The 5,350-nt window shown below is 44.1% G+C and carries 3 protein-coding genes; 2 read left to right on the top strand and 1 reads right to left on the bottom strand.

The features are described from left to right. Positions 1–406 precede the first annotated feature (406 nt). Positions 407–2,962: a leucine-rich repeat protein gene (locus tag O9323_RS22350; RefSeq protein WP_288125774.1), complete on the bottom strand. Its 2,556-nt coding sequence runs from the start codon at positions 2,960–2,962 to the stop codon at positions 407–409. Positions 2,963–3,498: 536 nt separating this feature from the next. On the opposite strand from O9323_RS22350, the gene O9323_RS22355 reads away from it, so the two are divergent. Next, entirely contained in the window at positions 3,499–4,305 is an 807-nt protein-coding gene (locus O9323_RS22355) for a TPM domain-containing protein (protein WP_002775882.1), read from the top strand. A gap of 150 nt (positions 4,306–4,455) precedes the next feature. Beyond that, positions 4,456–5,160, top strand: coding sequence for an LmeA family phospholipid-binding protein (locus O9323_RS22360; protein ID WP_002754360.1), 705 nt, complete (start codon positions 4,456–4,458; stop codon positions 5,158–5,160). Positions 5,161–5,350: the final 190 nt, after the last annotated feature.

The raw sequence follows: 5,350 nt of genomic DNA on the forward strand, positions 1-5,350 counted from the left end.
CTCCTGTTTTCTCCCCTTTGCTATTAATAAAAGTTATATTTTCTCTGAATTATCTCAACAAAAACTTATCTTCTCAATCGGCTTGAATAATCAATTATCTTTCTCCTGCTGCCCCCTTACTTTTTCAGCAAGCCCTAAATAGGGTTTGCTGAAAAAGTAGGGGCGAAGCATTCGGATAGAAAATCTACGGTTTCACCGATAAGTTATTGTCCGAATGCTTCGCCCCTACAGGACGCGGAACCATGAAGACGCAAGGTTTTGAAGCACGATTCTCTCAGAATCTTGCACCTGTTTCGGGAGAAAAGCCACAAAACCTCTACCTTGCATACATTTCACATTTATTCAGCAAACCCTAAATATTTGTAAACTTTTTCGTCTAAGTTACCTTTCTGTGGTAAGCAAATCTTTACTGCTCCGATTTGGGGGTTTCTTGGGGGGTGTCATCGTTGTTGGTTTTTGGTTCTTGTCCTTTAAAAATCGTGATAGATCGCCAAAAACCCTCTAAAAACTGATTGAAGGTCGTTTCATTGATTTTACCCGTCCAGAGCAATAACACAAAGACAATAAAAGCAAAGATAAAAATAATTGTCAAAACGCTGGTAATATGCTTTGAATCTGGCACAAAATGGGCAAACACCGCAACTATACAAGCAACCACAGCGAAAACCAGCAACAAAGCGAGACTAGGTTTCAGGAGATTGGGAGTTTCTGGCGTTTTGGGACTCATAGAGCGATTTTCTCGGCTTTTGCGGCCACGTTCCTCCCTTTCGTCGAGATATCTTTCTCTTTCTGTCTTAGATTCCACCCCTTCTAAGATATCGCGGATATTATATTTGCCGCGCAAACCGGGGAGAGTTGCTTCGACGACACCTTGGCGATCGAGTTCTATCAGATAGAGATAATCGACGGGAACTTCTACCCCGGTGGGTTTTTCCCCTTGCAATTCTCGAATCACTAACCTTTCCTGTACGGCTAAATTAGGGATAGTAGCGTGAATTTTCTGAAAATCTGTCTTAATAATAGCTAAAAGCGCACTAGCACGGGAACCCTGGGCTTTTATGCTGATGTAGTTATCTTCCTCGTCGGCACGCACCAAAGCTTTATTAAGATCCATTGTCAGAACCACACCACTACGCCAACGCATGGTTTTATAGATCATCTGGTGATTACGGACGATAAAGCGGGAAATAATGCTACCGGGCAGGATATCATAACGGTACTGGAAGTGTAAAGGTGCGTTTTCGTAGATATCCACATCCGGTTCATCGATGGGTAGAAGATCGGTGATTAGATAGCGATCGGGACTGTAACCATCAAGGGGAAAACAGAGTTCAAATTTTCCCATCAAATCCATCAAAAATCGGCGTTTATTTTCGGGATAACGTTGGGTTTGTTTGAGAATATTTGCCAGATCTGGCAGTGAAAGAATGCCCTTTTTTTGCACCATCAAATCGTGATTATTGAGAATATCATAAACACCGTCAGTTACCCATTCCGGGTTCAGGACATTGGTTTCATTCAGTCGCGGATCATCTTGGTAGTTGAGGACAATACCGAGATCGTGGAGAAACTGCACTAAACTTTTTTGATCGCTGGCCTCTTTAATCTCGGCTGTCTGACACATTTCCTGATACTTTTCGTAGGAAATAAAGTCATAACTCTTTTGCATCGTTTCTAGTTGAGTTTTGATCTGAAACCAACTATTAGGCAATAAATCTTTGATATGGGGAATAGCATCGATTTGGGAGGCGATTTCTTGCACAAGTTGCTCGATTCCAGCACCGGTTTTACAGGAAGTGGCGATTAGCTTGGTGATTTGGGGATATTTTTTCTGGAGGGTGCGGATCTTAACTTGCGGGGGATTTTCATCGGCACAATTACCCACGATAATCACGGGAGAATTGCCTCCGTAGGTTTCAATGAGTTTTAACCAGTATTCCAGACGGTTTTGCTGTTCATTTTTGCGGTTGTCGAGGACAAGCAGATAAAGACTGCGTTTAGTCAGAAAAAACTGATGGGTGGTTTGCATCACTTTCTGACCGCCAAAATCCCAGATATTGAGGCGAATATCGGGTTTTTGGGGCAGTGGCCACTTTTCAATATTAATGCCGGGGGTCTTGGGTTCTCCGGAATTAAAGGTATTGTGCAGTAACCGCTTTAACAGGGAAGTTTTCCCCACATCCCCCTCCCCCACCAATAAAACTTTAAGCTCATTAAGAGGGCGTTTAGCTTTATCCTTGAGATAACTAAAAATCGCCTGCGGATTGCCATCATCCCATATTGTTTTACCCCATCCCTGACGAATAATTTCCGGGGGAACGTTGGTAATCGGGTTATTTTCGAGGACTAATCGCTTCAGGTTGACTAGGTGAGCGAGTGCTTCTGGTATCTCCCTGATTTGGTTATTTTTGAGGTGGAGGTTTTGCAGGGAGGTGAGTTGAGCGAGTGCTTCTGGTATCTCCCTGATTTGGTTATTGCTGAGGTAGAGGAATTGCAGGGAGGTGAGTTGAGCGAGCGCTTCTGGAATCTCCCTGATTTGGTTATTGTTGAGATCGAGTTCTTCCAGGGAGGTGAGGTGAGCGAGCGCTTCTGGTATCTCGCTGATTTGGTTATTGTTGAGATCGAGTTCTTCCAGGGAGGTGAGTTGAGTGAGTGCTTCTGGAATCTCGCTGATTTGGTTATTGTAGAGGTCGAGGACTTGCAGGGAGGTGAGGTGAGCGAGCGCTTCTGGAATCTCGCTGATTTGGTTATTGCTGAGGTGGAGGTATTGCAGGGAGGTGAGTTGAGCGAGCGCTTCTGGAATCTCGCTGATTTGGTTATAGCTGAGGATGAGGCGATGCAGGGAGGTGAGTTGAGTGATTTCGGGGGGAATTTCTGTTAAGTTTTTTTTGGACAGATACAACTCCCTCGCTCTTTCGTCCTTTGCCCGTTGAATTAACTCTAGTACTTTCTGTGCTGTCATTGACCATCCCCCCGCTACTATATTTACTCCATTTTGGCAAAAGATCCAGTTAATGCCACTGGTTGAGACCTCATCAGCTTGAGTTGAGTTTCTGGAGAGTGAACTGAAAACTCGCATCTGATGACCGATAAGGGACTTGCGTGGGAATAATATCCTAGCCAGAAAATCGCTCTGTAGAAGAATCAGGCCGGCCAGATGGCATATTATCAAAGCGCAAGTCCCTTAGCTGCGGGGACTCTCAAAGGCTCTCCCCCTACTTAGGGTGATCAGCAAACCTGGGCGATCGGAGGGCGCAGGTTCCTTGCGCCCCTACAGTAACGGATTTTGTCCACAATGTAGGGGCGAACTGCGTTCGCCCAAAAGGTACATTAATGTAGGGGCGAACTGCGTTCGCCCAAAAGGTACATTATCAAAGCGCAAGTCCCTAACTGGGTGACTAAAGTTGAGAATTCCCTTAAGATAAAGTAAATAAGTGTAAAGAAACTGAAAGTTAGCCTACACCCTTGCTGAAAAAATTCTCATTGTCTAGAAGTGCTATGCTCAATCGTTTTTGCCGAGGAATCTCGATCGCTCTTGTAATTGGTGTCATTAGCTGTCTGGGTTGGATTATCTGCCCGGATCAAGCTCTAGCGGTGAATAATCCCGAATTACTGCCCAATCAAGCCACTCCGATCGTTGATTTAGCCAATTATCTACCCGCAAAACAGGAAGAGGCATTAATCCGAGATATCGAGACATTTCAAGGGGAAACCGGCTGGAAAATGCGAGTTTTAACCCAATATGACCGCAGCCCCGGCCGGGCAGTGATTAATTTCTGGGGATTGGATGATAAAAGTATTCTCCTAGTGGCCGATGGTCGCGGCGGTAATCTACTATCTTTTAGTATTGGCGATGCCGTCTATGAATTTTTACCCCGCACTTTTTGGATCGAATTACAGGCCCGTTTCGGTAATATGTATTTTGTCCGGGAAAATGGCGAAAATAACGCGATCGTACAATCCTTAGACACGGTAAAAGGCTGTTTAGTTAAGGGTGGTTGTGCGGTGGTCCCCGGTTTACCGAAGGAACAGTGGATCTTAACTTTAATTACCTCAATTGTCGGCGGTTTAGTCTTCGGTTTTGCCGGTATTCCTCGCAAAGAAGGACAGGTTTTCGCTTGGCAATGGGTTTTAATTGTCTCTCCCCTCTGGTTTATCCTCTTTGTTGCTTTTGGCATCGGACCGGTGGTTACTCGCACCAGTGAATTACTGCCCCTTTTCCGCAATTTAATCGGGTTTGCCCTCGGGGTTTTAGTCGCCTATCTTTCCCCTCGTTTTAATTCCCTCAACGCCTCAAAAACCTAAGAATTAGGGGCTTGTCAGTGATCAGTAATCAGTAAACAGAAAGTAGCGAAGTTTTTACCTATAACTGATAGCTGACGGCAGCCCCTCATGGTTCGATCGATCTAGCTCTGTTACAATTAGAAAAATTGTGGAGTGAGTGAGATAACGTTTATGTGGGTCAATACTCAAAGTGAGATTATTAGTAAGGTTTTGCCGCCAGCAGTACGTCTGTTCTTAAGAACGCAAGTAGAACAGATAGAAGATTTAGAAATGCAGCTGCAAGGTCATGATCGGCAAATTTTGCGCGGTTATATCCCCGGGGTATTTTTAGCCGTAGGAAAAGCGATTTATCAGGGGTTACATCTGGGTAAAGCGCAATTAAGAGGGGAAAATATTCGTCTTAATATCGGGCAGGTTTTGCGAGGGAAACCTCTAAAAATTTTGGAACCTATTCGGGTTAGCGGTGAGGTGGAAATTAACGAGCAGGATTTAAATAATTCGATCGCCTCGACTATTTTAATTAATGCTTTTGCCGATTTACTAATTTTTTCCCTAGAAAATAACGGAATTGTTAACGCCAGAGAAATTATCTCACAACAGCGTTTTAACTGGAAAAATGTTCTCTTAAATCAGGGTTATTTCTGTCTTCTCGGCCATAGAGAAACGGGTGCAGAAGTAATTTTTAGCGCTGATATTACCCTAGAAGATGCTCGCACTTTAGGGATTAGTCCCCGACAATGGCAAGGTTTAGCCCCAGATTTATCTATTGATTTGCAACCTTTTACCGTCGATTTAGGCAAAGATGTGGAGATTAAATCTTTTATTCTCGACGATCAAACTCTTTTCTGTCAGGGAAGTTTTTTGATTTTACCTTAAAAATAAACGGGATGATTCCGGTGGGTTAACTTAGTTTAACCCACCTAATTAGGGCTTGCTGAATAAAGGTGAAATGTAGGCAAGGTAAGGGTTTTGTGGCTTTTCTCGCGAAACAGGTGCAAGATTTTGAGAGAATCGTGCTTCAAAACCTTGCGTCTTCATCGGCCCGCGTCCTGTAGGGGCGAAGCAT

The organism is Microcystis sp. LE19-131.1A (assembly GCF_027532015.1).
Taxonomy (GTDB): domain Bacteria; phylum Cyanobacteriota; class Cyanobacteriia; order Cyanobacteriales; family Microcystaceae; genus Microcystis; species Microcystis ichthyoblabe_A.

Bases quoted from the DNA above. Each gene is read 5' to 3' on its own strand.
- O9323_RS22350 (WP_288125774.1), bottom strand. From the start codon at position 2,962: ATGACAGCACAGAAAGTACTAGAGTTAATTCAACGGGCAAAGGACGAA.
- O9323_RS22355 (WP_002775882.1), top strand. From the start codon at position 3,499: ATGCTCAATCGTTTTTGCCGAGGAATCTCGATCGCTCTTGTAATTGGT.
- O9323_RS22360 (WP_002754360.1), top strand. From the start codon at position 4,456: ATGTGGGTCAATACTCAAAGTGAGATTATTAGTAAGGTTTTGCCGCCA.